The organism is Pseudonocardia sp. D17 (genome assembly GCF_036984265.1).
GTDB classification, from domain to species: Bacteria; Actinomycetota; Actinomycetes; order Mycobacteriales; family Pseudonocardiaceae; genus Pseudonocardia; species Pseudonocardia benzenivorans.
On record NZ_BPRG01000069.1, the window covers coordinates 1 to 26,490 of the forward strand.

The 26,490-nt window shown below is 73.8% G+C and carries 28 protein-coding genes; 15 read left to right on the plus strand and 13 right to left on the minus strand.

From position 1 onward, the window contains the following. The first annotated feature begins 373 nt into the window (after positions 1–373). Both PSD17_RS13325 and rlmN read left to right on the plus strand, forming a co-directional pair. Complete coding sequence (locus tag PSD17_RS13325; RefSeq protein ID WP_339122801.1) at positions 374–856, plus strand: pyridoxamine 5'-phosphate oxidase family protein; 483 nt, start codon at positions 374–376, stop codon at positions 854–856. A gap of 27 nt (positions 857–883) precedes the next feature. Further along, positions 884–1,990, plus strand: a complete 1,107-nt coding sequence (gene rlmN / locus PSD17_RS13330; protein ID WP_339122802.1) for a 23S rRNA (adenine(2503)-C(2))-methyltransferase RlmN — start codon at positions 884–886, stop codon at positions 1,988–1,990. A 2-nt stretch (positions 1,991–1,992) separates the two neighbouring features. Here rlmN and PSD17_RS13335 read toward each other — a convergent pair whose 3' ends face one another. Continuing rightward, on the minus strand, positions 1,993–3,063 hold the full coding sequence (locus tag PSD17_RS13335; RefSeq protein ID WP_339122803.1) for an ATP-dependent DNA ligase: 1,071 nt from the start codon (positions 3,061–3,063) through the stop codon (positions 1,993–1,995). Positions 3,064–3,117: 54 nt separating this feature from the next. Between PSD17_RS13335 and mug the strand changes: the two genes are divergently transcribed. Then, a complete protein-coding gene (gene mug / locus PSD17_RS13340) occupies positions 3,118–3,705 on the plus strand; it encodes a G/U mismatch-specific DNA glycosylase (RefSeq protein ID WP_103381078.1) in 588 nt (195 codons plus the stop codon). Here the strand turns inward: mug and PSD17_RS13345 are convergent. Continuing rightward, entirely contained in the window at positions 3,696–4,133 is a 438-nt protein-coding gene (locus tag PSD17_RS13345) for a MarR family winged helix-turn-helix transcriptional regulator (protein ID WP_103381079.1), read from the minus strand. The genes mug and PSD17_RS13345 overlap by 10 nt on opposite strands. A gap of 64 nt (positions 4,134–4,197) precedes the next feature. Between PSD17_RS13345 and PSD17_RS13350 the strand changes: the two genes are divergently transcribed. Further along, positions 4,198–4,836, plus strand: coding sequence for a maleylpyruvate isomerase family mycothiol-dependent enzyme (locus PSD17_RS13350; protein ID WP_339122804.1), 639 nt, complete (start codon positions 4,198–4,200; stop codon positions 4,834–4,836). 51 nt (positions 4,837–4,887) lie between these two features. On the opposite strand, the gene ligD is transcribed toward PSD17_RS13350, so the two are convergent. Together ligD and PSD17_RS13360 are read right to left on the minus strand one after the other, a co-directional pair. Continuing rightward, positions 4,888–5,859 (minus strand): non-homologous end-joining DNA ligase, encoded by a 972-nt coding sequence (ligD, locus tag PSD17_RS13355; protein WP_013676773.1) that lies wholly within the window; start codon positions 5,857–5,859, stop codon positions 4,888–4,890. Between the two features lie 16 nt (positions 5,860–5,875). Next, positions 5,876–6,136, minus strand: coding sequence for a DUF2631 domain-containing protein (locus tag PSD17_RS13360; protein WP_013676772.1), 261 nt, complete (start codon positions 6,134–6,136; stop codon positions 5,876–5,878). Positions 6,137–6,224: 88 nt separating this feature from the next. On the opposite strand from PSD17_RS13360, the gene dxr reads away from it, so the two are divergent. The 9 genes from dxr to PSD17_RS13405 all read left to right on the plus strand — a co-directional run bounded on the left by dxr (position 6,225) and on the right by PSD17_RS13405 (position 15,503). Continuing rightward, positions 6,225–7,445 (plus strand): 1-deoxy-D-xylulose-5-phosphate reductoisomerase, encoded by a 1,221-nt coding sequence (gene dxr / locus PSD17_RS13365; protein WP_013676771.1) that lies wholly within the window; start codon positions 6,225–6,227, stop codon positions 7,443–7,445. Positions 7,446–7,448: 3 nt separating this feature from the next. Then, positions 7,449–8,645 (plus strand): M50 family metallopeptidase, encoded by a 1,197-nt coding sequence (locus PSD17_RS13370; protein ID WP_339122805.1) that lies wholly within the window; start codon positions 7,449–7,451, stop codon positions 8,643–8,645. Between the two features lie 2 nt (positions 8,646–8,647). Beyond that, on the plus strand, positions 8,648–9,139 hold the full coding sequence (locus PSD17_RS13375; RefSeq protein ID WP_013676769.1) for a phosphatase domain-containing protein: 492 nt from the start codon (positions 8,648–8,650) through the stop codon (positions 9,137–9,139). 108 nt (positions 9,140–9,247) lie between these two features. Next, positions 9,248–10,390 carry a flavodoxin-dependent (E)-4-hydroxy-3-methylbut-2-enyl-diphosphate synthase gene (ispG, locus tag PSD17_RS13380; RefSeq protein WP_013676768.1) on the plus strand — a complete coding sequence of 381 codons (1,143 nt, stop codon included), beginning with the start codon at positions 9,248–9,250 and terminating at the stop codon, positions 10,388–10,390. 98 nt (positions 10,391–10,488) lie between these two features. Beyond that, positions 10,489–11,322 (plus strand): GNAT family N-acetyltransferase, encoded by an 834-nt coding sequence (locus PSD17_RS13385; protein WP_339122806.1) that lies wholly within the window; start codon positions 10,489–10,491, stop codon positions 11,320–11,322. A gap of 112 nt (positions 11,323–11,434) precedes the next feature. After that, entirely contained in the window at positions 11,435–13,270 is a 1,836-nt protein-coding gene (locus PSD17_RS13390; protein ID WP_339122807.1) for a penicillin-binding transpeptidase domain-containing protein, read from the plus strand. 64 nt (positions 13,271–13,334) lie between these two features. Further along, positions 13,335–13,736, plus strand: a complete 402-nt coding sequence (locus PSD17_RS13395; protein WP_103381084.1) for a DUF3054 family protein — start codon at positions 13,335–13,337, stop codon at positions 13,734–13,736. Between the two features lie 316 nt (positions 13,737–14,052). Beyond that, complete coding sequence (gene map, locus PSD17_RS13400) at positions 14,053–14,910, plus strand: type I methionyl aminopeptidase (RefSeq protein ID WP_041759979.1); 858 nt, start codon at positions 14,053–14,055, stop codon at positions 14,908–14,910. An 11-nt stretch (positions 14,911–14,921) separates the two neighbouring features. After that, positions 14,922–15,503, plus strand: a complete 582-nt coding sequence (locus PSD17_RS13405; protein ID WP_013676763.1) for a pyridoxamine 5'-phosphate oxidase family protein — start codon at positions 14,922–14,924, stop codon at positions 15,501–15,503. A gap of 61 nt (positions 15,504–15,564) precedes the next feature. Here the strand turns inward: PSD17_RS13405 and PSD17_RS13410 are convergent, their stop codons facing one another. From PSD17_RS13410 to PSD17_RS13440, 7 genes are all read right to left on the minus strand, one after another. Beyond that, positions 15,565–16,029, minus strand: a complete 465-nt coding sequence (locus PSD17_RS13410) for a peroxiredoxin (RefSeq protein ID WP_013676762.1) — start codon at positions 16,027–16,029, stop codon at positions 15,565–15,567. 66 nt (positions 16,030–16,095) lie between these two features. After that, positions 16,096–16,929 carry a DUF1295 domain-containing protein gene (locus PSD17_RS13415; RefSeq protein WP_339122808.1) on the minus strand — a complete coding sequence of 278 codons (834 nt, stop codon included), beginning with the start codon at positions 16,927–16,929 and terminating at the stop codon, positions 16,096–16,098. Further along, entirely contained in the window at positions 16,926–18,302 is a 1,377-nt protein-coding gene (locus PSD17_RS13420; protein WP_013676760.1) for an SAM-dependent methyltransferase, read from the minus strand. Before PSD17_RS13420 ends, PSD17_RS13415 begins: the two co-directional genes overlap by 4 nt. Before the next feature lie 58 nt (positions 18,303–18,360). Next, entirely contained in the window at positions 18,361–19,617 is a 1,257-nt protein-coding gene (locus tag PSD17_RS13425) for a cyclopropane-fatty-acyl-phospholipid synthase family protein (RefSeq protein ID WP_339122809.1), read from the minus strand. Continuing rightward, positions 19,614–20,387, minus strand: coding sequence for a DUF1365 domain-containing protein (locus tag PSD17_RS13430; RefSeq protein ID WP_103381088.1), 774 nt, complete (start codon positions 20,385–20,387; stop codon positions 19,614–19,616). Before PSD17_RS13430 ends, PSD17_RS13425 begins: the two co-directional genes overlap by 4 nt. Next, positions 20,384–21,673 carry an NAD(P)/FAD-dependent oxidoreductase gene (locus PSD17_RS13435; protein ID WP_339122810.1) on the minus strand — a complete coding sequence of 430 codons (1,290 nt, stop codon included), beginning with the start codon at positions 21,671–21,673 and terminating at the stop codon, positions 20,384–20,386. Before PSD17_RS13435 ends, PSD17_RS13430 begins: the two co-directional genes overlap by 4 nt. After that, the gene (locus PSD17_RS13440) at positions 21,670–22,395 is read right to left on the minus strand and encodes an alpha/beta fold hydrolase (RefSeq protein WP_339122811.1); all 726 of its coding nucleotides are present in this window, start codon (positions 22,393–22,395) and stop codon (positions 21,670–21,672) included. Before PSD17_RS13440 ends, PSD17_RS13435 begins: the two co-directional genes overlap by 4 nt. Positions 22,396–22,616: 221 nt before the next feature. Here PSD17_RS13440 and PSD17_RS13445 point away from each other — a divergent pair, with 221 nt between their 5' ends. Then, the gene (locus PSD17_RS13445) at positions 22,617–23,393 is read left to right on the plus strand and encodes a lysophospholipid acyltransferase family protein (protein ID WP_013676755.1); all 777 of its coding nucleotides are present in this window, start codon (positions 22,617–22,619) and stop codon (positions 23,391–23,393) included. Positions 23,394–23,400: 7 nt separating this feature from the next. Here the strand turns inward: PSD17_RS13445 and PSD17_RS13450 are convergent, their stop codons facing one another. Continuing rightward, entirely contained in the window at positions 23,401–24,369 is a 969-nt protein-coding gene (locus PSD17_RS13450; protein WP_013676754.1) for an acyl-CoA desaturase, read from the minus strand. Between the two features lie 112 nt (positions 24,370–24,481). Beyond that, positions 24,482–25,882, minus strand: coding sequence for a mycothione reductase (locus PSD17_RS13455; RefSeq protein ID WP_013676753.1), 1,401 nt, complete (start codon positions 25,880–25,882; stop codon positions 24,482–24,484). Between the two features lie 56 nt (positions 25,883–25,938). Here PSD17_RS13455 and PSD17_RS13460 point away from each other — a divergent pair, with 56 nt between their 5' ends. Beyond that, complete coding sequence (locus PSD17_RS13460) at positions 25,939–26,433, plus strand: GNAT family N-acetyltransferase (RefSeq protein ID WP_013676752.1); 495 nt, start codon at positions 25,939–25,941, stop codon at positions 26,431–26,433. The last annotated feature ends 57 nt before the right edge of the window (positions 26,434–26,490 follow it).

Below are 26,490 nucleotides of genomic sequence, written 5' to 3' on the forward strand. Positions count from 1 at the left end.
CGCCCGACGCCGCGCCGTGCCGCCCGACGCCGCGCCGCGCCGTGCCGCTGGACGCCGTGCCGCGCCGCCCGACGCCGCGCCGCGCCGTGTCGCGCCGCCCGACGCCGACGCCGACGCCGCGCCGTGCCGCGCCGCTGGACGCCGCGCCACCCGGTGCCGCTCGCCGCCGCGCCGCCCGACGCCGCAGCGCCGCTCGCCGTCGCGCCGCCCGACGCCGCAGCGCCGCTCGCCGCGCGCCGCTCGCTGCCGCGGCGGCACCCCCGCCCACACCCGACCCGCCACGCAGGATCGTCGCTACACCGATGAGTCCGTGGGGCGCGAGCCGTCTTTGATGGTGAGGCGGCGCCGCGGGGCGCGGCCGGGAGGGAGCATCGTGCGCGACGAGGTCCGGGCCGTTCTCGAGGAGCCGCTGGCTCAGGAGCTGATGGCGGCGGCGATCCCCGCACGGCTGGCGTACACCGCGCTCGACGGGACACCGCGCGTCGTGCCGATGGGCTACGCCTGGACGGGATCGGCGCTGGTCATGGCGACCGTCGCGAAGGCACCGAAGGTCCGTGCCCTGCGGGCGAACCCGACCGTGGCGCTGACCGTCGACACCAACGAGCAGCCTCCGCACATGCTCCTCGTGCGCGGGACGACCGAGATCGAGATCGTCGACGGTGTGCCCGAGGTCTTCCTCGACGGTGCGCGCAAGCTGGTCCGGCTCGAGGCATGGGACGGCTTCGAGGAGGGTGTGCGGGCCCTGTACGACAGCATGGCCGTGCTGACGGTCACGCCCACGTGGGCCCGGCTGTACGACTTCACGTCGCGCGTCCCGGACGTCATCGCGAAGCAGGCGGCGGCCCGGGGCCTCTGACCTGCGGGCTGGCACAATGGGAGTGTCATGACTTCCCTCCCGCTCGTCTTCGAGGCGCCCCGGCGCGGCCTGCCGCCCCGTCACCTCGCCGATCTCGATCCCGCCGACCGCAAGGCCGCGGTGGCCGATCTCGGCCTGCCCGGGTTCCGTGCCGACCAGCTGGCCCGGCACTACTTCGGCCGCCTCACCGCCGACGTGGACGAGATGACCGACCTGCCCGCCGCGGCGCGGGAGACGCTCGCGTCCCTGCTTCCGCCGCTGGTCACGCCGGTCACCGAGCAGTCGTGCGACGACGGGGCCACCCGCAAGATGCTGTGGCGGGGGCACGACGGGGCGCTGGCCGAGTCCGTGCTGATGGCCTACCCGGACCGGGCGACGGTGTGCATCTCCAGCCAGGCGGGCTGCGGCATGGCCTGCCCGTTCTGCGCGACGGGCCAGGGCGGGTTGCAGCGCAACCTGTCGACGGGGGAGATCGTCGACCAGGTCCGGCAGGCGGCGGCCGCGGCGCGCGACGGGGCGCTCGGCGAGCCGATGCGGCTGTCGAACATCGTCTTCATGGGGATGGGCGAGCCGCTCGCGAACTACAACCGGGTCGTGGCGGCGTTGCGCCGGATCACGTCCCCGGCTCCCGACGGACTGGGCATCTCGCCGCGCGGCATCACGGTGTCGACGGTCGGCCTCGTCCCGGCGATCGACAAGCTCGCGGCCGAGGGCCTGCCGGTGACGTTGGCGGTCTCCCTGCACACCCCCGACGACGAGCTGCGCGACACGCTGGTGCCGGTGAACAACCGGTGGAAGGTCGGCGAGGTGCTCGACGCGGCCCGTCGTTACGCGCAGGCCACGGGGCGGCGGGTGTCGATCGAGTACGCCCTGATCCGCGACGTGAACGACCAGCCGTGGCGCGCCGACCTGCTCGGGAAGCTGCTGCGGCAGCGCGTCGGCACCAAGCGGGTGCACGTCAACCTGATCCCGCTCAACCCGACGCCGGGCAGCGAGTGGGACGCCTCGCCGCGCCCGGTGCAGGACGAGTTCGTGCGGCGCGTGCAGGCCGCCGGCGTCGCGTGCACGGTCCGGGACACCCGCGGCCAGGAGATCGACGCGGCGTGCGGCCAGCTGGCCGCGACACACCGCTGACGTCAGTCCGGCAGCCCCAGCACGTCGCCGAGGTCGAAGCTGACCGGCCGTTCGAGCTGCTCGTAGGTGCACGACTCGGGCGTCCGGTCGTCGCGCCAGCGGACGAACTGCGCGGTGTGCCGGAAGCGCAGCCCCTCCATGTAGTCGTAGCGCACCTCGACGACCCGCTCGGGACGCAGCGGCACGAACGACAGGTCCTTGCCCGCGTTCCAGCGGCTGCCCTCGTTCTTGCGCGGGGTGCGTTCGCCCAGCTCGTGGGCGGCCCAGTTCCACGGGTGGCCCTCGAACTCGGTGACGAGCGGCTGCAGCTCCGTGAACAGCGCGCGGCGCCGGGCCATCGGGAACGCGCCGACGACGCCGACGGAGGCCAGCACGCCGCGCTCGTCGAAGAGGCCGAGCAGCAGCGAGCCGATCGCGTCGGGGCCCGACTTGTGGACGCGGTAGCCCGCCACCACGCAGTCGCACGTGCGCTCGTGCTTGATCTTGGCCATGACCCGCTTGTCGGGCTGGTAGGTGAGGTCGAGCGGCTTGGCGATCAACCCGTCGAGCCCCGCGCCCTCGAACTCGCGGAACCACTGCTCGGCCAGCACCGGGTCCTGCGTCGCGGGGGTGATGTGGACGGGCGGTTTCGCGTCGCCGAGGACGCGTTCCAACGTCGCGCGGCGCTCGTCGAGCCGTGAACCGGTGAGGTCGTCGTCGCCGAGGGCGAGCAGGTCGAACGCCACGAAGCTCGCCGGGGTCTGCTCGGCGAGCAGCCGGACGCGTGAGTCGGCGGGGTGGATGCGCTGCTGCAGGGCCTCGAAGTCGAGCCGGTTGCGCTCCCGGTCGACGACGACGATCTCCCCGTCGATCACCGCGCGCTCCGGGAAGTTGGCCTTCACGGCCTCGACGACCTCGGGGAAGTACCGGGTCATCGGCCGTTCGTTGCGGCTGCCGATCTCGACCTCGTCGCCGTCGCGGAAGATGATCGACCGGAAGCCGTCCCACTTCGGCTCGTAGTGCCTGCCGTCGGGAATCGCGGCGACGGGCTTGGCCAGCATCGGCTTCACCGGGGGCATCACGGGCAGGTCCACGTGGCCCATCCTGCCGGGTTACTCCGACAGGATCGAGCGGGAAAGGGGTCCACGATGGCGTCACGGTTCAGCGCGGCCGAGTTGGCGGCGGCCCGCGACCGCACCATCGACGACGTCCTCCCGGCCCCCGGCGACCCGCCGCTGCGGGTGCTGTTCTGCGGCATCAACCCCGGGCTCGTGTCGGCGGCCACCGGGCACCACTTCGCGCGCCCGGGCAACCGGTTCTGGCCGGTGCTCCACGACGCGGGCTTCACCCCGCGGCTGCTGCGGCCCGCCGAGCAGGACGAGCTGCGCGGCCTCGGCCTGGGCATCACGAACATGGTGGCGCGCACGACGGCCCGCGCCGACGAGCTCTCCGACGACGAGCTGCGTGCCGGGGGCGAGCGGCTGCGCGAGCTCGTCGCCGCGGAGCGTCCGCGCTGGCTCGCCGTCGTCGGCGTGACCGCCTACCGGGTCGCGTTCGCGGCTCCGAGGGCGGCCGTCGGCCCCCAGGAGAGGACGCTGGGGGACACCGGGATCTGGGTGCTGCCGAACCCGAGCGGGCTCAACGCGCACTGGTCGCGCGCGGCGATGGCCGAGGAGTTCGCCCGGCTGCGTGAGGCGGCCGAGGCCGCGCAGGCGTCGGGAGACGCTCAGGCGTAGGGGTCGGTGGCCGCGCGCAGGTCGGTGAGCAGCTCCCGCAGGACGGCGGTGCGCTCGGCGCCGAGGTGCGCGGTCCACTCCCGTTCCACCTCGGCGACGACACCGGCCGATCGCGCGACGGCTGCGGCGCCGCGCGGTGCGACGACGACGAGCCGGGCGCGTCCGTCGGAGGGGTCGGGGATGCGGGTGACGTAGCCGGCCGCCTCCAGCTGGTCGACGAGGAAGCCCGCGGTCTGCTTGGTGACGCTGCTCTGCCGGGCGAGGTCGGTGAGCCTGCTGCCGCCGGGCGCGATCCGTTGGAAGATGCGGCCCTGGGCGCGGGTGATGTCGTCGTACCCCGCCGCCGCCAGCTCGTCGAACACGCGGTCCTCCATGGCGCGGTAGGGGATGAACATCAGCAGACCCAGGTTGAGGGCGTCGTTCGGCACGGGTTGACGATAGTACGAGATTCTGACTTAATGGTCAGATTCTCTGACGAGTTGGAGGTGCGTGGTGGAGCAGGACCAGGCCTGGGTCGTGATCGCACAGCAGCGCCGCGCGCTCGCCGACCTCCTCGACGACCTGACCCCCCAGGAGTGGGAGGCGCCGTCGCTGTGCGAGCGGTGGCGGGTCCGCGACGTGGCCGCCCACCTGGCGATGACCCCGCACTCGCCGGGAATCGGCCGGATCCTCTACGAGGGCCTGCGCGCTCGCGGGGACTTCGACGGGCTCAACCACGACATGGCCGTCCGCTACGCCGCGCGGCCGACCGCCGAGCTCGTCGCCGGGCTGCGGGCCGACGCCGACAACCGCAGCCGGCCGGCGATCACCACCTGGCGCAACCTGCTGTTCGACACGATCGTGCACGTCCAGGACGTGGCGCTGCCGCTGGGGCGGGGCGTCCCGATGCCGCCCGACGGGACCGTCGCCGGGCTGGACCGGGTGTGGCGGATGGGCTGGCCGTTCTGGGCGAGGCGACGCCTGCGGGGGCTGCGTCTGGTCGCGACGGACGCCGACTGGGCCGTGGGCGACGGCGACGAGGTGCGCGGGCCGGCCGGTGCGCTGTTGTTGCTGGTCACCGGCCGCGGCGCGGTCGCCCAGCCGCTGCTCGACGGGCCGGGAACCGCACGCTTGACGACGCCCGTCGGCTGACCCCGCGGCACCGGAACTCGCGCCGGCCGGCACCGGGACGCGCGCAGTCACTCACAGCTCGTCGAGGTCCGGGGGCTCCTCGTCGGGGGTGTCGCGGGCGTCGCGGTCGGCCCACTCCAGCAGCTCGTCGAGCACGAACACCGCGTCGTCGATGCCCGCGTGCAGGTCGCCGAGCTCGGCGAACCGGCCCGGGACCGTCGCGATCGTGAAGTCGCGCGGATCGACGTCGGCGACCTCGTCCCAGCGGATCGGCGTCGACACCACGGCCTCGGGCACACCGCGCACCGAGTAGGCGCTGCGGATCGTGTGGTCGCGGGCGTTCTGGTTGTAGTCGACGAAGATCGACGCCGGGTCGCGGTCCTTGCGCCACCACGTCAGATCGACGAGATCCCCGGCCCGGCGGCCCACCTCGCGGGCGAAGGCGTGGGCGGCGCGCCGGACGTCGGAGAAACCCCAGCGCGGCTCGATCCGCACGTAGACGTGCATGCCCGAGCCGCCGGAGGTCTTGGGCCAGCCGGTGGCGCCGAGCTCGTCGAGGACCTCCTGGGCGACGGCGGCCACGCGGCGCACGTCGTCGAACCGGGCCTCGGGCATCGGGTCGAGGTCGATGCGCCACTCGTCGGGCTTCTCGGTGTCGGTGGCGCGCGAGTTCCAGGGGTGGAACTCGACCGTGGACATCTGCACGGCCCACACCACGTCGGCGACGTGGGCGACGCACAGCTCGTCGGCGTGCCGGTCGAAGCGGGGGAAGTGCACCCGCACCGTCGGCACCCAGTCGGGCGCGCCGCGGGGGAGCCGCTTCTGGTGGACCTTCTCCCCGGTCACGCCCGTCGGGAAGCGGTGCAGCATGCACGGGCGGTCGCGCAGGGCGCGGACGATGCCCTCGCCCACGGCCATGTAGTAGTTCGCCAGGTCGAGCTTGGTCTCCCCGCGTGCCGGGAAGTAGACCCGGTCGGGGTTGGAGATGCGGACCGTCCGGTCGCCGACCTCGAGCTCGACGGCCGGGCTCGAACGCTCGGCGATGACGGACCGCCCGGGCTCAGCGGCGCCAGGCGTTGCGCCTGCGGATCGTGCCCCCGATCACACCGAGCAGGATGAGCGCCGCAGGGATGCACATCCAGAGGATCTCGGTCCAGTTGGTCGGGTGGCCGATCATGAGCAGCGGCAGCAGGATCGCGACCACGACACCGGCGACCCGGGCGCCGTTCGGGAAGCCCCCGTGCCAGCCCCATTCGGCCGACGGCTCGTCGAGCGGGTCGACCTGCGGCCGCTTCTCCAGCTCCCGGGAACTACTCGCCACGCCGTCCTCCTGAATGCGGTGCCTGCGGGCCACATCCTCGCACAACGCGGCGCCGGGGATGATGTGTGGTGGTGAGCGAGGGAGAGCGATGAGCGACAGGTCCGAACACCCCGGCGCCGCCGGGACGGCGCCGCGGTCGGTGCTCGTGCTGGGCTCCACCGGCTCGATCGGCACCCAGGCACTCGACGTCGTGACGGCGGCGAGGGGCCCCGGCGGAGCACGGTTCACCGTCGCGGGGCTCGCCGCGGGCGGGGGCGACGTGGGACTCCTCGCGGCCCAGGCCCGCGAGCACCACGTGCGCCGGGTCGCGGTCGCCGACCCCGAGGCCGCGGCGCGGCTGCGGGCCGAGCTGCCGGGCGTCGAGGTGCTCGACGGTCCGGGTGCGGCCACGGAGCTGACGGCGACGACCCCGGCCGACGTCGTCCTCAACGGCATCACCGGCTCCCGCGGCCTCGGCCCGACGCTCGCCGCCCTCGACGCGGGGGAGACGCTCGCGCTGGCCAACAAGGAGTCGCTGGTGGCGGGCGGCCCGCTCGTCACGAGAGCGGCGAAGCCCGGGCAGATCGTGCCGGTCGACTCCGAGCACTCGGCGCTGGCGCAGTGCCTGCGCGGCGGGACGGCCGACGAGGTCGCCCGGCTCGTGCTCACGGCGTCGGGCGGGCCCTTCCGCGGTCGGCGTCGCGAGGAGCTCGCCCACGTCACGCTCGACGAGGCGCTCAAGCACCCGACCTGGGACATGGGCCCCGTCGTCACGATCAACTCGGCGACGCTGGTCAACAAGGGCCTCGAGGTGATCGAGGCGCACCTGCTGTTCGACGTGCCCTACGACCGCATCGACGTGGTCGTGCACCCGCAGTCGATCGTGCACTCGATGGTCACCTTCGTCGACGGCTCGACGATCGCGCAGGCGAGCCCGCCCGACATGCGGCTGCCGATCGCGCTGGCGCTGGGCTGGCCCGCGCGGGTGCCGGGCGCCGCGGCGGCGTGCACGTGGGACGCCGCGCAGTCCTGGACGTTCGAGCCGCTCGACGACGACGCCTTCCCCGGGGTCCGGCTCGCCCGCGCCGCGGGGACGACGGGCGGCTGCCTGCCCGCGGTGTTCAACGCGGCCAACGAGGAGGCGGTCGCCGCGTTCGTCGCCGGGACGCTGTCGTACCTGGGTGTGACGGAGGTCGTGGAGCGGGCGCTGGCGGCGGCCGACGGCTGGTCGGGCGATCCCGCTACCGTGGACGACGTGCTGGCCGCGGAGGGCTGGGCGCGAGCCCGCGCCCGGGAGCTCGCGGTGTCGATCGGCTCAGAAGGGCTCTGACAGGTGGCATTCGCGCTCGGCGTCGTGGTGTTCGCCCTCGGCATCGCGATCTCCATCGCGCTGCACGAGGCCGGGCACATGGTCACGGCCAAGGCCTTCGGCATGCGGGTCCGCCGCTACTTCATCGGCTTCGGCCCGAAGATCTTCTCGTTCCGTCGCGGCGAGACCGAGTACGGCATGAAGTGGATTCCGGCGGGCGGGTTCTGCGACATCGCCGGGATGACCGCGCTCGACGAGGTCACCGAGGAGGAACGCCCGCGCGCCTTCTTCCGCAAGCCCACGTGGCAGCGGGTCGTGGTGCTGTCCGCGGGCTCGATCACGCACTTCCTGATCGCCATCGTGCTGATCTATGCGCTGTCGCTGACCTCGGGCCTGCCCAACGTGTCCGACACGCCGGTGGCCGGCCAGATCAGCTGCGCCGCCAACCAGACGTCGCCGTCGGCGCTGGAGCCCTGCGGACCCGGGGTGGCCACGCCCGCCGCCGACGCCGGCCTGCGCAGCGGCGACACGATCGTCTCCGTCGCGGGGACGCCGACGCCCGACTGGACCGCCGCGGTCGCCGCGATCCAGGCCTCGGGCGGCCCGACGCCGATCGTCGTCGACCGCGACGGGCAACGGCTGACGTTGACCATGGACATCCCGAAGGTCCAGCGGCTCGACCCGCAGACCGGCCGGCCGCGCGAGGTCGGCGCCATCGGGGTCTCCCAGCAGCTGGTGTTCCACTACAACGCGCTGAGCGCCGTCCCGGCGACGTTCTCCTACACGGGGCAGATGTTCGCGCAGGTGTGGCAGGGCCTGCTGATGTTCCCGGAGAAGGTGCCGCGCCTCATCGACGCGATCGGCGGCGGCCAGCGCGACCTGGAGACGCCGGTCAGCGTCGTGGGGGCCAGCGTCATCGGCGGCGACCTCGCCGAGCGCGGGCTCTGGCAGGTGTTCGTCCAGCTGCTGGTCGTGCTGAACCTGTTCGTCGGGGTGTTCAACCTGCTGCCGCTGCTCCCGCTCGACGGCGGGCACATCGCGGTGAACCTCTACGAACGGGTCCGGGACTGGGTGCGCTCGCGGCTGGGCAAGGTGCCGATGCCGCCGGTGGACTACACGAAGCTGCTCCCGCTCACCTACGTCGTCATCCTGATCGGTGGGGCGGTCAGTCTGCTCACGCTGACGGCCGACATCGTCAACCCGATCCGGCCCTTCGAGTAGCGGTGTCGGCACAGGATCTCCCGGACCGGCCGCTGGCCGTGTTCGACATCGACGGCGTGCTCGCCGACGTCAGCCACCGCCTGCACCATCTCGACACCGGGCGCTGGGAGCGGTTCTTCACCGCGGCCGACCGCGACCCGCTGCTCGACGAGGGTGCCCGCCGGCTGCGGGCGGCCATGGTCGACCACGACGTCGTCTACCTGACCGGGCGGCCCGAGCGGAACCGGCGGCTCACCGAGCGCTGGCTCGCCCGCCACGGCCTGCCGACCGGCCCGCTGTACATGCGCGAGGACGACGACTACCGGCCCGCCCGCTGGGTGAAGCGCGAGGTCCTGCGCGACCTCGCGCAGACCCGGACCGTCGCCTCGGTGCTCGACGACGATCCCGCCGTCGTCCGGGTGCTGGTCGAGGACGGCTGGCCCGTCGAGCTCGCGACGTGGCTGCCGCACTCCTCGACGCTGCAGGACGCGCAGGAGCGCAAGGGCCGGACGTAACCGGCCGTTCAGCCGCGCGTTCCCCGTCCGCCGCAGCCCGGGACCCGATCGGCGTGGCGCGTGACACGCGCGCGGCGCGGGCGGGCGGCGCGGAGGATACTGGCCCTCGTGAGCGTCTCCCTGGGCATGCCCGCCGCACCCGCCCCGACCCTCGCTCCTCGCCGGAAGACCCGGCAGCTGCAGGTCGGCCCCGTCGGCGTCGGCAGTGAGCACCCGATCTCCGTGCAGTCGATGACCACCACCCTCACCGCGGACGTCAACGCCACCCTGCAGCAGATCGCCGAGCTCACCGCGGCGGGCTGCGACATCGTGCGTGTCGCCTGCCCCAGCCAGGACGACGCCGACGCGCTGCCGGCGATCGCGCGGAAGTCGCAGATCCCCGTCATCGCCGACATCCACTTCCAGCCGAAGTACGTGTTCGCCGCGATCGAGGCCGGCTGCGCCGCCGTGCGCGTGAACCCGGGCAACATCCGCAAGTTCGACGACCAGGTCAAGGAGATCGCGGCGGCCGCGCGCGACCGCGGCATCCCGATCCGCATCGGCGTCAACGCGGGCTCGCTCGACAAGCGGCTGCTGCAGAAGTACGGCAAGGCCACCCCGGAGGCGCTGGTCGAGTCGGCGCTGTGGGAGGCGAGCCTGTTCGCCGAGCACGACTTCCACGACGTCAAGATCTCGGTCAAGCACAACGACCCCGTCGTGATGGTGCGTGCCTACGAGCTGCTCGCCGAGCAGTGCGACTACCCGCTGCACCTGGGCGTCACCGAGGCCGGCCCGGAGTTCCAGGGCACGATCAAGTCCGCGGTCGCGTTCGGCGCCCTGCTCTCGCAGGGCATCGGCGACACGATCCGGGTCTCGCTGTCGGCCCCGCCGGTCAACGAGGTCAAGGTCGGCCGCCAGATCCTGGAGTCGCTGAACCTCAAGCCGCGGCGGCTCGAGATCGTGTCCTGCCCGTCGTGCGGGCGCGCCCAGGTCGACGTCTACAAGCTGGCCGACGAGGTCACCGCCGGCCTGACGGGCATGGAGGTCCCGCTGCGCGTCGCGGTCATGGGCTGCGTCGTGAACGGCCCGGGCGAGGCCCGCGAGGCCGACCTCGGCGTGGCCTCCGGCAACGGCAAGGGCCAGATCTTCGTCAAGGGTGAGGTCATCAAGACGGTCCCCGAGCACGCCATCGTCGAGACGCTGATCGAGGAGGCGATGAAGATCGCCGAGACGATGGCCGGCGAGGGCGAGCCCGAGGTCGTCGTCGGCTGACGCGGCCCGCGGCGGACCGGGCGCGTGCCGTGATCCGAGACCGAGCCGAAACCGGCCCTCACGTGGGCATCGGCCCACAGGTGTGGCACCGTAGGAGGGTGCTCAGAGTCGCGGGTGCTCGACTGCTCGACGACCGTGACCGCGCCGGCGTCCGGGCGGCCCTCGATGCCGATCCCGTTGCGGCCTGCATGGTCGCCGCGCGCATCGAGGTGGCCGGCCTCGACCCGTGGCGCCTCGGCGGCGAGCTCTGGGCCGTCGGCCCGCGCCTGGACGGGCTCTGCTTCTCCGGGGCCAACCTCGTCCCGCTGCGCGGCGAGCGGTCCGCGCTGCGCAGCTTCGCCGACCGTGCCCGCCGGCACGGCAGGGGGTGCTCGTCGCTCGTCGGCCGCGCCGAGCTGGTCCTCCCGCTGTGGGACGACCTCGCTCCGGCGTGGGCGCCGGCCCGCGAGGTCCGTCCCGACCAGCCGCTGATGGTGCTGGCCGGGCCGCCGGCGGTGACGCCGGACCCGCTGGTGCGGCCCGTCCGCCCCGACGAGATCGACCTCTACCTGCCCGCCGCGATCGCGATGTTCACCGAGGAGGTCGGCGTCGATCCCCGGGCGGGCGACGGCGGCGCGGGGTACCGCGCCCGGGTGGCGGAGCTCGTCGGCGCCGGTCGGGCGTTCGCCCGGTTCGAGGACGGGCAGGTCGTGTTCAAGGCCGAGATCGGCGCGCTGTCGTCGCAGGTCGGCCAGATCCAGGGCGTGTGGGTGCACCCGTCGCGGCGCGGGCACGGCTACGGCACGATCGGCACCGCCGCGGTGGCCGACCGGCTCGCCGCCATGGGCCGCATCTCGAGCCTGTACGTCAACGGGTTCAACCACGTGGCCCGCTCGGTGTACGGGCGGATCGGGTTCACGCAGGTCGCGAGCTTCGCGACGGTCTTGTTCTGACCGCCGGGCCGAACTCGCGGGGCGCGTGCGGCGTCCCCCGAACGTGCCGTTGGGCCGTCGCGTCGTCCCGGAATCGCCGGGAATGTCGGCACGCATGGGCATACTCGGGTCCGTGACCGCTCCCCGTCGGGTCCCGGGCCGCCTCCGGCTCGTGCTGCTCGCCGGGGTGCTCGTGCTCAGTCTCGTGGGCGCGAGCTGCGCGTTGTTCGGGCCGAGCTCGGAACAGAAGGCCGTCCAGGCCTACCTCGACGCCTGGACCCGGGGCGACGACGCGGCGGCCGCGACACTCACCGACGACCCGGCCGCGGCGCAGACCCTGCTGGCGGCCGTGCGCGCGTCGTTGGCCCCCGCCGGGCTGTCGGCGGGCGTCGCGCAGGTGCGCAGCACGGGCGACGCGGCGACGGCGTCGGTCGACGTCGCGTGGGACCTCGGGCAGAACCGCCGCTTCGCCTACCTCGACGAGATCACCCTGCGCGCGGCGCCCGACACCGACGCGGGATGGGTCGTGCACTGGTCGCCCGCGGTCGTGCACCCGAGGCTCGGGGCCGGGCAGCGGCTCGCGCTCGTCGTCGACACCCCCGAACCGGCGCCCGTCGTCGACCGCGGAGGGACGCCGCTGCTCACGCCCACGCCGGTGGTCAACGTGCTGCTCGACCGGACCGCCGCGGGCGACCTCGGGGCCGTCACCGGGGCGCTCGCGGCCGCGCTGGCCCCGCTCGTCCCGGGCATCACCCCGCAGTCGATCGCCGAGGGTGCTGCCGGGGTGCCCGCGGGCCAGGGCTACTCCGTCGCCGTGCTGCGCCAGACCGACTACCTGACCGTCAAGAACGCGATCCACGACCTGCCCGGCGTCCGGTTCGCGACCCAGACCCGGCTGCTCGCCCAGTCCGCGGGGTTCGGCAGCCAGGTCCTCGCCCCGGTCCGGACGGAGGTGACGCCCCAGGTCAGCGGCGTTGCCGGGTGGTCGGTGCAGGTCGTCGGCGGCAGCGGCGCGACGATCGCGACGCTGCAGGACCAGCCCGCGACGCCCGGCTCGACGGTCACGCTCTCCCTCGACCACGCCGTCCAGGCCGCGGCCGAGGACGCCGTCGAGACGCTGCCGCAGCAGGCCGCACTGGTCGCGATCGCGCCGTCGACCGGCGACGTGCTCGCCGTCGCGCAGAACGCCCCTGCCGACGCCGCGGGTGCCATCGCGCTCACCGGCCGTTACCCGCCGGGATCGACGTTCAAGATCGTCACGGCGACCGCCGCGCTCGAGACGCTCGGCGTCACCGCCACCACGCCGCAGCCGTGCCCGGGCACCACGACGATCGACGGCCGGCTCGTCCCCAACGAGAACCGCTTCGACCTGGGCACCGTCCCGCTCACCAAGGCCTTCGCCAACTCCTGCAACACCACGTTCTCCCAGCTCGCCGCACAGTTGTCCGCCGACGCGCTGCCCGCGGCGGGGCTGCAGCTCGGGTTCGGCGCCGACTTCACCGTCCCCGGCCTGACGACGGTCACCGGCGCGGTGCCGCCCGCCGCCGAGCGGGTGCAGCGGGCGGAGGACGGGTTCGGGCAGGGCGACGTGATCGCGACGCCGTTCGGGATGGCGCTGGTCGCGGCGACCGTCGCGAAGGGCGCGCCCGTCGTGCCGCAGCTCATTCGCGGCCGGCCGACCGACGTCCCGAAGGCCGCCACCGCCCCGCCGCCGCAGCCGGTCCTCGACCAGCTGCGCACGATGATGCGGGCCGTCGTGACCGAGGGGACGGCGACCGGTCTGGCCCGCTCCGGCGCGGTCTTCGGCAAGACCGGGACGGCCGAGTACAGCGCGAACGGTGCGAACCGGGCGCACGGCTGGTTCGTCGGCTACCGGGGCGACGTCGCCTTCGCCGTGCTGGTCGTCGACGGCGGGTCGTCGGGGCCGGCGGTCGGGGTGGCGCAGCGGTTCCTGGCGGCGCTGGGCTGAGCCGGCCGCGGTCGACGGCCCGGGTGTGTGCCCGAGCGGGCGGTCCGCGTCCTACGCTGGGTGCGTGGCGACGACGATCCGGCTCCCCCGCGTGTTCGCGCTGTCGGCCGTGGCCGACGTGGTCGCGGTCGTCGTGTTCGCGGCGATCGGGCGTGCCAGCCACGACGAGTCCGACGGCATCGTCGGCATCCTCGCCGTCACGGCGCCGTTCCTGGTGGGGCTGCTCGTCGCCTGGGCGACGCCGTGGGTGCGGGCGCGCCCGCAGGGCTTCCGCGCCGGTGTCGTCGTGCTGGCTGCGACCGTCGTCGTCGGGCTGGGGCTGCGCGCCGCGTTCCTCGGCCGGCTGCCGCTCACCTTCGCGCTCGTCACGCTGGCCGCACTCGCCGTGCTGCTGCTGGGCTGGCGCGGGGTCTCGGCCCTCGTCGCGGCCACCGCCCTCCGCCGCAGCGCCCGCACCGGCCGCTGACCCCGGCGCCGCCGATCCCCCGGCAGCCGACGATCCCGGACGCCGACGATCCCGGGCGCAGCCGTGAGGTGGCGTCCCGGCGCCTGCCCGTGCGCCGCCGCGAGGTCGCTGCCGGATGGTCGTGCGCAACCTGAGCGTCGTTCCGGCGGCTGGCCGGGACGGTGAGGTCGCGGCCGGTGGTTGGTGCGCAACCTGGGCGTCCTATCCGGGGCCGGGCAGGACGTGAGGTTGCGGCGTTCGTGCGCACCCTGCGCGGCGGAGGGTGAGTGCCCGCGGGGCCGCCGGGTGGTCGGGCGAAGCGCTTAAGCTGGACGCCATGCCTGCCCGCACGCTGCTCACCCCTGGCACCGTCTCGCCGACCCGTCCGGTCCCGGCGCACATCCCGCGGCCGGAGTACGTCGGCAAGGACGCGCCGTCGCGCAGCACCGAGCCGTGGGTGCAGACGCCCGAGGTGATCGAGGCGATGCGCGTCGCGGGGCGGATCGCGGCGCAGGCGCTCGCGCTGGGCGGCGAGGCCGTGAAGCCGGGCGTCACCACCGACGAGGTCGACCGGGTCGTCCACGAGTTCCTCGTCGACCACGACGCCTACCCGTCGACGCTGGGCTACCGGCGCTTCCCGAAGTCGTGCTGCACGAGCCTCAACGAGGTCATCTGCCACGGCATCCCCGACTCCACCGTCATCCAGGACGGCGACATCGTCAACATCGACGTCACGGCGTTCATCGGCGGCGTGCACGGCGACACCAACGCGACGTTCCTCGCGGGCGAGGTCTCCGAGGAGGACCGGCTCCTCGTCGAGCGCACCCGCGAGGCGACGATGCGCGCGATCAAGGCCGTCCGCCCGGGCCGCGAGCTCAACGTCGTCGGCCGGGTGATCGAGTCCTACGCCCGCCGGTTCGGCTACGGCGTCGTCCGTGACTTCACCGGGCACGGCATCGGCCGGTCGTTCCACAGCGGTCTGGTGGTGCTGCACTACGACCAGCCCGACGTCGACACGGTCCTCGAGCCGGGCATGACCTTCACGATCGAGCCGATGGTCACCCTCGGCACGGTCGACTACGACATCTGGGACGACGGCTGGACCGTCGTCACGAAGGACCGGCAGCGCACGGCGCAGTTCGAGCACACCGTGCTGGTGACCGGCGACGGGGCCGAGATCCTCACCCTTCTCTGAGGAGCCCCGACGTGGCCAAGGTCTACAAGGGCATCACGGCGCGCATCACCGACTGGATCCACGAGCAGCCCATGTTCTTCGTCGCGACGGCACCGCTGTCCGACGGGGGCATGGTCAACGTCTCGGTCAAGGGCATGCGGGGCACGTTCCGGGTCCTCGACGACCACACCTTCGCCTACGCCGACCTCACCGGCAGCGGCGCCGAGACCGTCGCGCACCTGCGGGAGAACGGCCGGATCTGCGTCATGTTCGTGTCGTTCGACGAGCGGCCCGACATCGTCCGTCTGCACGGGACGGGCCGCGTCGTGCTGGTCGGCGAGCCGGGGTTCGACGAGGCGCTCGCGCCGTTCGGCGAGGCCGCCGAGCGACGCCGGCTCGGCGTGCGGGCCGTCGTGACGGTGGACGTGTCGCGGGTGTCGGACTCCTGCGGGTACGCGGTGCCGACGATGGAGCTGCTGGGGGAGCGCGACCTGCTCGACTCGTGGACCGACCGCAAGGACGACGCGTCCATGCGCGCCTACCGCGAGGCGAAGAACACCCACAGCCTCGACGGCCTGCCCGCGATCCCGGCGCGGGCCGCCGCCGGCGACTGACCGCGGCGACGCATCGGCGGATGGTGCGCCGCAGCCCGCGGTGTGCCGGGGCCGGGTGCACTCACGCGGCCCGGACCCTGCGCAGCGCGGCGAGCGCCTCGTCGGCGTGGGCGTCGAAGTTGGTCTCGCTGCTGAACTCGGCGACGACGCGCCGGTCGGTACCGATGACGAACGTCCGGCGGCGGGTGTGCAGCCCGCCGGGCAGCCAGCGCCGGTAGGCGTCGAAGCGCTTCGCGACGGTGTGGCCGGGGTCGGACAGCAGCGGGTAGCCCAGCGAGTGCGCGGAGGCGAACGTGTGCTGCGCGGAGACGTCGTCACCCGAGATGCCGACGGGCGTGGCGCCCAGCTCCGCGAACTCGGCGGCGAGGTCGCGGAAGTGGCAGGCCTCCCTCGTGCAGCCGCCGGAGGAGGCCATCGGGTAGAAGAACAGCACGATCGGGCCGTCGGCGAGCAGGCCGGAGAGGGTGCGGGTGGCTCCCGTCTCGTCGGTCAGCTCGAACTCGTCGACCATGTCTCCGGACTTCATCGGGATCCTCTCGCTCGGGCGGGGCCGGGCGCCCCACTCAGGGACGGACGGTGCGGGGTGGTCGGTTCAGGAGCGGGCCGGTTCGCGTGGTGGCCGCGGGATGAACCCGCTGGTGCGCCGGACGTAGTCGGCGTAGCCGGGACGCCGCTCGCCGATCGAGGACTCGAGCAGCTTCGCGCCGGTGCCCCTGACCAGTAGGAAGGTCATGATCGCGGCGGACACGAGTCCGACCAGGCCGGGCAGCTGGTGCAGCCCGAGCAGCGTCAGCCCCCACCAGACCGCGGCGTCGCCGAAGTAGTTGGGATGGCGGGTGTACCGCCACAGCCCGCGGTCGAGCACCGTGCCCTTGTTGCGCGGGTCCGCGGTGAAACGGGCGAGCTGGGCGTCACCGACGGTCTCGAAGAAGAACCCGACACACCACGACAGCACGCCCAGCACGGCCGTCACCGTGCCGAGCAGGCCGCCGCCGGTGCCGTACTGGGCGAGCTGGACGGGCAGCGACACGACCCACATGACCACACCCTGGGTCAGGTAGATCCTGGTGAACGCGTACACGTACGGGTTGCCGGGCGCCCGGCTCATGAGCGCGACGTAGCGCTGGTCCTCGGGCTTGCCGTGGTTGCGACGGCCGATGTGCCAGGCCAGCCGCAGCCCCCACACCACCGTCAGCGCGGTGGTGAGCCATCGGCGCCAGGTCTCGCCGTCGCCGGCCGACATGACCAGCGTGACGAGCGCGACCACGGCGAACCCGGCGCCCCAGACGACGTCGATCCCGTCGTGGCGGCCCCCGCGCAGCGCCGCGACGGCCAGTGCCGCGAGCATGACGACGAGCACCGCCACCGCCGTGACCCAGAGGTTGGTCAGGAACTGCGACCAGGGGAAGGCACCCACGTCGGTCATCGTGTCGGAGCGACGGTTGCGGTGAGCTCACCCGGCCGCACGTCGGCGGCGAGCCGGTCGAGTGCCGGGTCCGGGCCGAGGACGGCGGCCCGGCTGCGCGGCAGGCCGGACGTGCCGTCGGCGCCCGGCCGGACGAACAGCATCTGGTGCACGCCCATGCGGTTCTCCGCGAACGCCGACGAGGCGCCCGCGAGGTAGAGCAGCCAGACCCGGTACTGCTCCTCGCCGACGAGCCGGATCGCCTCGGCCTTGCGGTCCTGCAACGTGTCCAGCCACGGCCGGACCGTCGTCACGTAGTGCTCGCGCAGCGAGTGGACGTCGGCGAGCTCGAGCCCGGCGGCCTCGAGCAGGTTCAGCGTCGAGCCCAGTGGGCGCATGGACATGTCGGGCGCGACGTAGCGTTCCATGAACGCGCCGCCGCCGGGGTTGTCGTCGCGGCCCGCCGCGCCGCGCGACATCTGCTGCAGCAGCAGCCGGCCGTGCGGGCGCAGCAGCCGGTGCAGCTGGGCGGCGTAGGTCGGGTAGTTGACGTCCCCGACGTGCTCGCCCATCTCGATCGACGCGATGGCGTCGAAGGGCGGGTCGTCGACACCGCGGTAGTCCTGCAGCCGGATCTCGATCCGGTCCGCCAGGCCCAGCTCGGCGACGCGGGCGGCGCCGAGGTCGCGCTGGCGCGCGGAGAGCGTCACGCCGACGGCGGTGACGCCGTAGTGCTGCGCGGCGTGGACCAGCAGCGACGCCCATCCGCAGCCGACGTCGAGCAGCCGCATCCCGGGCGCGAGGCCGAGCTTGCGGCAGACGAGGTCGAGCTTGTCGCGTTGGGCGTCGACGAGCCGGTACCCGGGCCCGGGCTCCTGTGTCCAGTAGCCGCACGAGTAGGTCATCCGCGGGTCGAGCAGGAACGCGTAGAACTCGTTGGACAGGTCGTAGTGGTGCGCGATCGCGGCCCGGTCGCGCCGGCGGGTGTGCATCGTGCCCCGCAGGCGCGCCTCCGCGGCCGGGGGCCGGGGCGGCGGTCCGACGGCGCCGAGCCGGGCCGCGAGCGCGGCGGCCGCGATCCGGTCGGAGGCCGAGAGCGTCACACCGGACAGGCCGTGCGCGCGGGCGAGCGCCCAGAACCGGGACAGGCCGTCGGCGAGGTCGCCCTCGACGTCGAGCTCGCCCGCGACGAACGCGCGGGCCAGGCCGAGCTCGCCGGGGGCCCACAGCAGCCGGCGCAGGCCGCGGCGGTGCCGCAGCACGGCGACGGGCGCGGCGGGGTCGTCGGCCGCTCCGGCCTCGCTGCCGTCCCACGCGCGGATGCGGATGGGCAGCGCGGCACCGATGACGCGTTCGAGCAGGTCGACGAGCTGGGGTGCGACGGGACGCGGCACGTGTGCTCCTTCGAGAGGGGTCGTGGGTGGCGTTGCCGGCCAGGACCGGTGGCGCCGCTCACCGGCGGTGGAGGGAGAACTGGAAGACGTCGAGGTAGCCGACCCGGAAGCCGGCTTCGCAGTAGGCGAGGTAGAACTCCCACATCCTGCGGAAGGTCTCGTCGAAACCGAGGGCGGCGACGCATGCCCGGCGCTCCTGGAAGCGGGCGTTCCAGTGCGCCAGCGTCCGCGCGTAGTCCTGGCCCAGGCTGCGCCGGCGCGCGATCCGCAGCGAGCTGTGCGCGGCGAGGTTGGCCTCGATCGCCTCGACCGACGGGATCAGCCCGCCGGGGAAGACGTACTTGTGGATCCAGGTGTGGTCGCCGCGCGAGACCATGAGCCGGTCGTGCGGCATCGTGATCGACTGCAGCCCGACGCGGCCGCCCGGCCGGAGCAGCCGGTCGAGGGTCGCGAAGTACGTGGGCCAGAAGCGCTCGCCGACGGCCTCGATCATCTCGACGGACACCACGGCGTCGTAGCTGCCCCGCGCCTCGCGGTAGTCGCGCAGCAGCACCTGCACCCGGTCGGCGACGCCGGCCTCGGCGATCCGCCGCTCGGCGAGCGAGGCCTGCTCTGCCGAGATCGTCAGCGTCGTGACCCGGGCGCCGCGCCGCGCGGCCCGCACCGCCAGGCCGCCCCAGCCGGTGCCGATCTCGAGGACGTGCATCCCCTCGGTCACCCCGGCCATGTCGAGGATGCCGTCGATCTTGCGCCGCTGGGCCGCCGCGAGGTCGTCGCCACCGGGCGGGAACCACGCCGCGGAATACGACATCGTCTCGTCGAGGAACAGCGCGAACAGGTCGTTGGACAGGTCGTAGTGCCGGTGGATGTTGCGCCGGGCGCCTTCGAGCGTGTTGACCTCGTCGTCGGGTCGGCGGGCCTCGACCCAGCGGCGCCCGAGCCGCTGCAGCGCGGGCGGGACGAGCTGCGCGAGCCTGGCGGCGAAGGGGGTCAGCAGGTCGGCGGGCGTGGGCGAGGTCCAGTCGCCGACCATGTAGGCCTCCCCGAAACCGACCTTCGACGACGTGCCGAGCCGCGCGAAGAACGCGTCGGGCCGCCTGATGTCCATCCGGGGGCCGCCGGTGCCGAGGGTCTCCCCGTCGGGCATGACGACGGTCACCGGGAGCGTCCGCACGGCCCGGCGGAACAGCGACTCCGCGACGCGGGCGCGCAGCGGGGCGACCGGGACCTCGGCCAGCCCCGGCCAGACGCCCTCGTGGGGACGGGGGAGCGCGCGGGCGGCCGGCGTCGGGCGGTGGACGGGTTCGGTGCTCACTGGACGCCCTCCTGGGACGGGTGCGACGGACGGGGGACGACGGGCAGGCCGCGCAGCCACAGCGCGATGCCGTGCCGGCGGATCAGGGCGGAGGTCCGCCGGGTGGCGAGCGGATGCCGCAGCAGGCTCCGCACGTGGGACGCGGGCGGACGCCGGGTGCCGCTGAGGGTGGCCGCCAACGCGACGCCGGGGCCCTGGTGGAGGGTCACGGCGATCGCCAACCGCTCGTCGGGGACGGGCAACCGCATCCGGTAGCGCCCGTCGAGGGTGAGGAAGGGCGAGACGTAGAAGGCCTTGTCGGCCTCCGCGCGCCCGCGCTCGTCGGGGCGCAGCAGGTAGCAGTGCCGCTCGCCGTAGGTGTTGTGCACCTCGGCGATCGCGCACACCGGTGCGCCGCCGCGGTCGTGGCACCAGAACACCGACAGCGGGTTCACGGCGTGCCCGAGCACGCGCGGGCAGGCGAGCATGAGAATCCGGCCGCCCCGGAGGTCGATCCCGTGGGTCGCGAGGTACCCGTCGACGTTCTCGCGGATGGTTCGTCGCGGGTCGCCGAGATGGTCGCGCGCCTCGAAGCGGGCGAGGGCGCGCAGCGGCCGTGGGAGCACCGGCAGGTCGTCGACGTCGACGAGCCAGGTGCGCGCAGCGTGGTCGAACGACCGGCCGCTCGCGATTCCCGGGGCCCGTCGCACGTGCCGGACCCTGGCGTCGTAGACCGCGGGGACGACGGTCCCGGTCGCGGCCTGTGCGTCCGGGCGGGCGGTGCGGGTCACCAGGTCACCCCGAGCGCGGCGGCGGCCCGCACGCCCGACGCGGCGCCGTCCTCGTGGAAGCCCCAGCCGTGGTAGGCGCCGGCATAGGCGGTGACGGCGGTCGTGAGCTCGGGTAGGCGCCGCTGCGCGGCAACCGATTCGGGGGTGTAGATCGGATGCTCGTAGGACATCTTTGCGATGACCCGGGTCTCGTCGATCCGGTCGGCGCCGCCCAACGTGACGACGTAGGGGTCGGCGAAGTCGAGTCGCTGCAGCCGGTTCATGTCGTAGCTGACGAGGACCCCCGCGGTGTCGTCGGCGGTGCAGGTGGGCTTGAGGTAGTTCCACGACGCGCGCGCGCCCGCCCGCCGCGGCAGCACCGTGACGTCGGAGTGCAGCCGGGTCTCGTTGTGCGAGTAGGAGAACGCGCCGAGGACGGCGGTCTCGTCCGCGGTCGGGTCGGCGAGCAGGGCGAGTGCCTGGTCCGGATGCGTCGCGACGACGACCTTGTCGAATCGCCGGGACGCGCCGGCCGCGTCGTGGACCTCGACGCCGCCGGCGGTGCGTCGCAGGGCGCGCACCGCGGTGCCCGTGCGGACCACGTGCAGGTTCTTCACGATGCGCTCGACGTAGCGTTGCGAGCCGCCGGTCACGGTGCGCCACTGCGGGGAGCCGCCGATGCCGAGCATCCCGTGGTGGGCCAGGAACGTGAACAGGTAGCGCGCCGGGTACCGCAACGACACCGCCGCACCCGCCGACCACACCGCCGCGACCATCGGGACCATGAAATGGTCGACGAAGTAGCGCGAGTACCCGCCGATCGCGAGGAACGAGCCGAGAGTGACCGCGTCGGCATCGGCGTCGGCCGTCGTGAGCAGCCGCCGGGCATGCCGGTGGAACCGCACCACCTCACCGAGCATCCGCAGGTAGGCCGGGCGGGCCAGGTTCGACGCCTGCGGGAACAGCCCCGGGCCGCGGCGGGCGCCCGCGTACTCCAGGCCGCAGCCGTCGCAGCGCACGCTCATCGACATGTCCGCGTCCTGTGTCGTCACGCCCAGCTCGGCGAACAGCCGCAGCAGCGTCGGGTAGGTCCGCGTGTTGTGGACGATGAACCCGGAGTCGACGCCGCGCACCGCGCCGTCGGAACCCGCGAGCTCATGGGTGTGGGCGTGGCCGCCGAGGCGGTCGTCGGCCTCGAAGAGGGTGACGTCGTGGGAGCGCCGGAGCACGTGCGCGGCCGTCAGCCCCGACACGCCGGCGCCGACGACGGCGACGGTCGGCCGGGCGCCGTCGTACGGGTGGTTCATCTCGCCGCTCCGATCGGTGTCCTGCTCAGCGCCCTGGCGAGCCCACCGGGGGGCGGCTCCTGCATGGCGTTCGCGATCTCCGGGTCCTCCGGTTCGATCCCCAGCTCGCCGAGCACGAACCGGCGCACGAGCGAGGTCCAGTCGCGGGCGCGGCGGAGCATGGCGTGGCCGTCGCCGTGGACCTCGAAGCGGCAGATCCGGTCGGTCACGGCCGCGGCACGGACCGCGTAGGCGTAGGACTCGGCCGGGTCGGTCGTGCGTTCGCGGTCGCCGTGGGCGATGAGGACGGACCGGCCGGCGAGCTGGTCTACGGGGTCGTCGGCGCCGAGCCACGGGGCGAGTCCGCAGACCGCGGCGACGTCCCGGCCGCCCGCGGCCCCGAGTGCGGCACGACCGCCCATCGAGTGCCCCACCAGCACGATCGGCGCACCCGGGTGCAGGCGACCGGCCTGTGCGACGGCCCATTCGGCGTCGTGCAGCGCGTCACGGGCGGGGCCGTTCCACCCGCGGTAGCGGTAACGCAGGAGGTGGACCGCCGTCCGCGGGGTTCCGACGGCGCGGGCGAACGGGAGCATCCGGAGGTACGCGAGCCCGCGCCGGGCCGGGTCACGGCTGACCGAGCGGCCACCGTGCAGGACGAGGACGACGCCGTCCGGCGCGGTGGGGACCGGCCCGAACGTCTCCAGCCGCGGGAGGGTTTCGTCGTCGGACGGATCGGGCACGAGACCTCCGGGACTCGCTCGACGGGTGCCGCGCCGCGGCGGCACCAGGTGTTCGGCCCGTGGGCGGAGCCGGATCCGTCCTGCGTGGACGTCACAGTGGAATCCTCACCCGGTGCGGCGCGTTCCGCGCGTCGACCATGGGCGAAGATCGGGGGAGAAGACCGATCCGACCCGCCGGGCGAGGGCCCCTGCCCGGGCCCGGAGCGCCTGGAGGACCTGCGATGGCCGACACCGACCGCCCCCTGACCGTCCGGGAGAAGCTGCGGCTCACCCTGCGGCGACGCCGCTCGGGCTCGGGGTTCTGGTACGGGCTGGGCATCGAGCTGATCTGGCCGTTCGCGATGTTCCTCCCGAAGATCGTCTTCCGGGGCGGCGAGCACGTCCCGCGCTCGGGCGGCGCGCTGCTCGCGCTCAACCACGTGTCGTTCGCCGACCCGATCTTCGACACGGCGTTCGTCGTCGCGAACGGGCGGATGCCGCGCTACCTGGCCAAGTCGGAGCTGTGGAAGGTGCCGGTCGTGCGGTCGGTGCTGGCCGGCGGCAGGCACATCCCCGTCCACCGTGCGACGAGCCGCGCCACCGACGCCTACCGAGACGCCGTCGAGGCCCTCAACCGCGGCGAGGTCGTCGCGTTCTACCCGGAGGGCACCTACACCGCCGACCCCGACGGTTGGCCGATGAAGGCGAAGAACGGCATCGGGCGGATCGCCGTCGTCACGGGGGTCCCGGTGATCCCGGTGGCGAACTGGGGCACCCAGGAGGCGCTGCCGCCGGGGGCCTTGCCGCGGCTGTTCCCCCGCAGGCGGGTGCGTGTCGTCGCGGGGCCACCGGTGGACCTCTCGGCGTTCGTCGGCAAGCCGCGCACCCGCACGAACCTCGACGCCGCCACGGCAGCGATCATGACCGACATCACGAAGCTGGTCGCCGACCTGCGCGGCGAGCAGGCTCCCGACGCGGCGTACGACCCGGGCCCGGAGCGCCCGGCTGCCGCGAGCTGAGCGGCCCTCAGGCCTCCCGGGCGATCCGCTGCAGCCGGCGCTCGGTGGGCCAGCGCACCGCCGTCGCCCAGCCGAGCTTCTCGAAGGTCCGGATCACCCGGGCGGAGATGTCGACCTGGCCGCGTTTGACGCCGTGGCGGGCGCAGGTCGGGTCGGCGTGGTGCAGGTTGTGCCAGGACTCGCCGAAGGAGGCGATGGCCAGGGGCCAGACGTTGGCGGAGCGGTCGCGGGCCGCGAAGGGGCGGTCGCCCCACATGTGGCAGATCGAGTTGATCGACCAGGTGACGTGGTGCAGCAGCCCCACCCGGACGAGGCCCGCCCAGAACAGGGCCGTCAGCGCGCCCTGCCACGACCATGTGACCAGCGCCCCGAGCCCCGCCGGGACGAGCAGCGTCAGCACGCTCCAGAGCCCGAACAGCGCGTCGACGCGGCGGATGTCGGTGTCGGCCAGCAGGTCGGGGGTGAACCGTTCCTCGTTGGTCTGGTCGCGGTCGAAGAGCCAGCCCATGTGCGAGTGCCAGAAGCCCTTCGCCAGCCCGAGCGGGCCCGAGCCGTGCAGCCATGGCGAGTGCGGATCGCCTTCCTTGTCGGAGAACGCGTGGTGGCGGCGGTGGTCGGCCACCCAGTCGATGACGGGCCCCTGCATCGCGAGGCTGCCCGCGACGGCCAGCCCGATCCGCAGCGGCCGGTTGGCCTTGAACGAGCCGTGGGTGAAGTAGCGGTGGTAGCCGACGGTGATGCCCAGCCCGCTGACGACGTAGAACACCAGGCCGATCACGACGTCCGACCAGCCGAGCAGCCCCCACCCGACAGCCAGCGGGATCGCCGCGACGAGTGCCAGCAGCGGGACCATGACGAACACGTACACGCCGATCTGCTGGGGCAGTCCGCGGGTGCCGTCGAGGATCGGCTTCGGGCCGGGGCCGGCGGCCCCGTCGCTCTCGGCCGGCCTGGCCGGGCTGTCGGCAACGGTCATGGGCTTCCTCACATCCGCAGGGGGGACCACGGGGCGGTGTCAGGGTTCGACGCCGGGCCCCGGGCCGGATCGATCTCCATGCTAAGGGTCGCCTTCCCCGGACGCGCGGGGCTCAGGCCTCGTCGAGCTCGAGCGGCAGGCCCAGCAGCGCGTTCTCGACGACCTCGGGCAGCGCCGGGTGGATCCAGTACTGGCCGACGGCCATCGTGCGGGCGTCGAGGCCGAACGTCATCGCCTGGATCAACGGCTGGATCAGCGTCGAGGCCTGCGGGCCCATGAGGTGAGCGCCCAGGATGCGGCCGGTGGTGCGCTCGGCGACGATCTTGCAGAGGCCGGTGGTGTCCTCCATCGCCCAGCCGTAGGCGACGTCGCCGAAGGCCTGGACCTTGGTGACCACGTCGAGGCCCTGCTCCCGGGCCTGTCGCTCGGTGAGCCCGACGCCGGCCAGCTGCGGCTCGGTGAACACCGCCGACGGCACGAATCGATGGTCGGAGCGGCGCGGCGCATCGGGGTGCAGCAGGTTGTGCTGCACGACCCGCACCTCGTGGTTGGCGACGTGCTTGAGCTGGAACGGCGAGCTGACGTCGCCGAGCGCCCAGACCCCCGGCGCGGTCGTGGCCTGGGTCTCGTCGACAACGACGCGCCCGTCGGGGTGTGTCGCGATGCCGCCGGCGGCGACGTCGAGCAGGTCGCTGTTGGGCACCCGGCCCGTTGCCACCAGCAGCAGGTCGCCGCTGGCCGTCGAACCGTCGGTGAGCGTGAGCTCGACGCCGCCCCCGTCGAGCAGGCGCGCGCCGTCGGCCACCGTGCCGAGCCGGACGTCCCAGCGCTCCTGCGCGATCGTCGTGAAGGCGTGCCCGACGGTGTCGTCGCTGAAGCGCAGCAGGCGCTCGCCGCGTGCGACGAGCGTCACCCCGACCCCGAAGGCGGAGAAGACGTGCGCGAACTCGGCGGCGATGTAGCCCCCGCCGAGGATGACCACCCGTTCGGGTAGCTTCTCCAGCCGCATGACGGTGTCCGACGTCTCGTAGGGCACCCCCGAGTCGCGGATCGGGTCGGGCACGTGCGGGCGCCCGCCCGCGGCCACCACGATCCGGTCGGCCGTCACCGTCTGCGCCGGGCCGCCGTCGACAGGGGTGATCGAGAGCGTGCGGTCGCCGGTGAAGCGGGCGTGGCCCAGGTAGGTCGTGACGTTCGGGGTGCGCACCGGGTCGAGCCGGTACTCCTTGCCGCCCTGGGCGATCGGGTCGATCCGGCCGAACACGCGGTCGCGGATGTCGGCCCAGCGCACGCCGTCGAGCGTCGCGTCGACGCCGTAGCGGGGCGCCCGCCGGACGGCCTCGGCCACGTCGGCCGCGTAGACGTACATCTTCGTCGGGATGCAGCCGACGTTGAGACACGTGCCGCCGAACGTGCCGTGCTCGATGATCGCGACGTCGAGATCGGCGAAGCGATCGTCGACGATGCTGTTGCCGGAGCCGCTGCCGATGACGACGAGATCGTGATGACGCACGGTTCCGAGGCTAGCTGCCGGGCGCGGACGGCCCCGTTGTCTGGTAGGCAGACGCCGTGAGCAGTGAGACCGACCGCGACGGCCGTCCGGGCGACGCCACCGCGGCGACCGTGCGCCGGGCGTGGGCACTCGACCTCGACGCCGCCACCCTGTACGCGCTGCTGAGGCTGCGCGTCGACGTGTTCGTCGTCGAGCAGGCCTGTGCCTACGGCGAGCTCGACGGCCGCGATCTGGAGCCGCGGGCGCGGCACTACTGGTTGGCGGGTCACGGCAGTCCCGAGCCCGTGCTGGGCACCATCCGGCTGCTCAAGGAACCCGGGGGCGGGTATCGCATCGGACGTCTCTGCACCGTTCGTGACGTGCGCGGACGCGGCCTCGGCCGGCGACTCGTCGAGGCCGCGCTCGCCGAGGTCGGGTCGGGGGAGTGCGTGCTCGACGCGCAGGAGCACCTCGCCGACTTCTACCGCGGCTACGGCTTCGAGCCCGTCGGGCCGGCCTACGACTGGGACGGCGTCGCGCACGTCCCGATGCGCCGCCCCGCGCGCGGCTGAGCCTGAATCCACCGGGCTTGGTGTGGGTTCGGCGTGGTGCGTAGGTAGAGAGTGCTC

What these genes read in the sequence shown, in the direction of transcription:
- PSD17_RS13450 (WP_013676754.1), bottom strand. Translation starts at nt 24,369, where the DNA reads ATGACCGTTGCCGACAGCCCGGCCAGGCCGGCCGAGAGCGACGGGGCC.
- PSD17_RS13410 (WP_013676762.1), bottom strand. Translation starts at nt 16,029, where the DNA reads ATGAAGTCCGGAGACATGGTCGACGAGTTCGAGCTGACCGACGAGACG.
- map (WP_041759979.1), top strand. Translation starts at nt 14,053, where the DNA reads ATGCCTGCCCGCACGCTGCTCACCCCTGGCACCGTCTCGCCGACCCGT.
- mug (WP_103381078.1), top strand. Translation starts at nt 3,118, where the DNA reads ATGGCGTCACGGTTCAGCGCGGCCGAGTTGGCGGCGGCCCGCGACCGC.
- PSD17_RS13415 (WP_339122808.1), bottom strand. Translation starts at nt 16,929, where the DNA reads ATGACCGACGTGGGTGCCTTCCCCTGGTCGCAGTTCCTGACCAACCTC.
- dxr (WP_013676771.1), top strand. Translation starts at nt 6,225, where the DNA reads ATGAGCGACAGGTCCGAACACCCCGGCGCCGCCGGGACGGCGCCGCGG.
- PSD17_RS13445 (WP_013676755.1), top strand. Translation starts at nt 22,617, where the DNA reads ATGGCCGACACCGACCGCCCCCTGACCGTCCGGGAGAAGCTGCGGCTC.
- PSD17_RS13435 (WP_339122810.1), bottom strand. Translation starts at nt 21,673, where the DNA reads ATGAACCACCCGTACGACGGCGCCCGGCCGACCGTCGCCGTCGTCGGC.
- rlmN (WP_339122802.1), top strand. Translation starts at nt 884, where the DNA reads ATGACTTCCCTCCCGCTCGTCTTCGAGGCGCCCCGGCGCGGCCTGCCG.